1 tRNA gene is annotated in these 357 nt (G+C 33.3%); it reads right to left on the minus strand.

The features are described from left to right. Positions 1-152: 152 nt before the first annotated feature. Positions 153-226, minus strand: a tRNA-Ala gene (locus tag LB452_RS13440). Positions 227-357: the final 131 nt, after the last annotated feature.

Raw genomic sequence — 357 nt, forward strand, 5'->3', positions numbered from 1 at the left:
CTTAATAAGCTTATCTATTCGATAATTATTTATTTTTATTTTACTCTTCGCACTCCTTTCTCTAAAGAAAAAAGTACGCTCTTACTCTCGTATTCTTATATATTCTCAATATGTCAATGAACGTTTATAATAACTTTAAAAGCTATTAGTTGTGGAGAATATCGGAGTCGAACCGATGACCTCCTGCGTGCAAGGCAGGCGCTCTAGCCAGCTGAGCTAATCCCCCAAATATTAAATTGACAATTAGAAACATCAAAGCTTATCCTAACCGATTTCTGATTAAAGCTTAATTAATTCCCTTTTCTCTAAACGTCTACTGCATTTTATCAAATGCAATACTCTAAAAAAGGAGGTATT

The organism is Psychroflexus longus, from assembly GCF_020164595.1.
Taxonomy (GTDB): domain Bacteria; phylum Bacteroidota; class Bacteroidia; order Flavobacteriales; family Flavobacteriaceae; genus Psychroflexus; species Psychroflexus longus.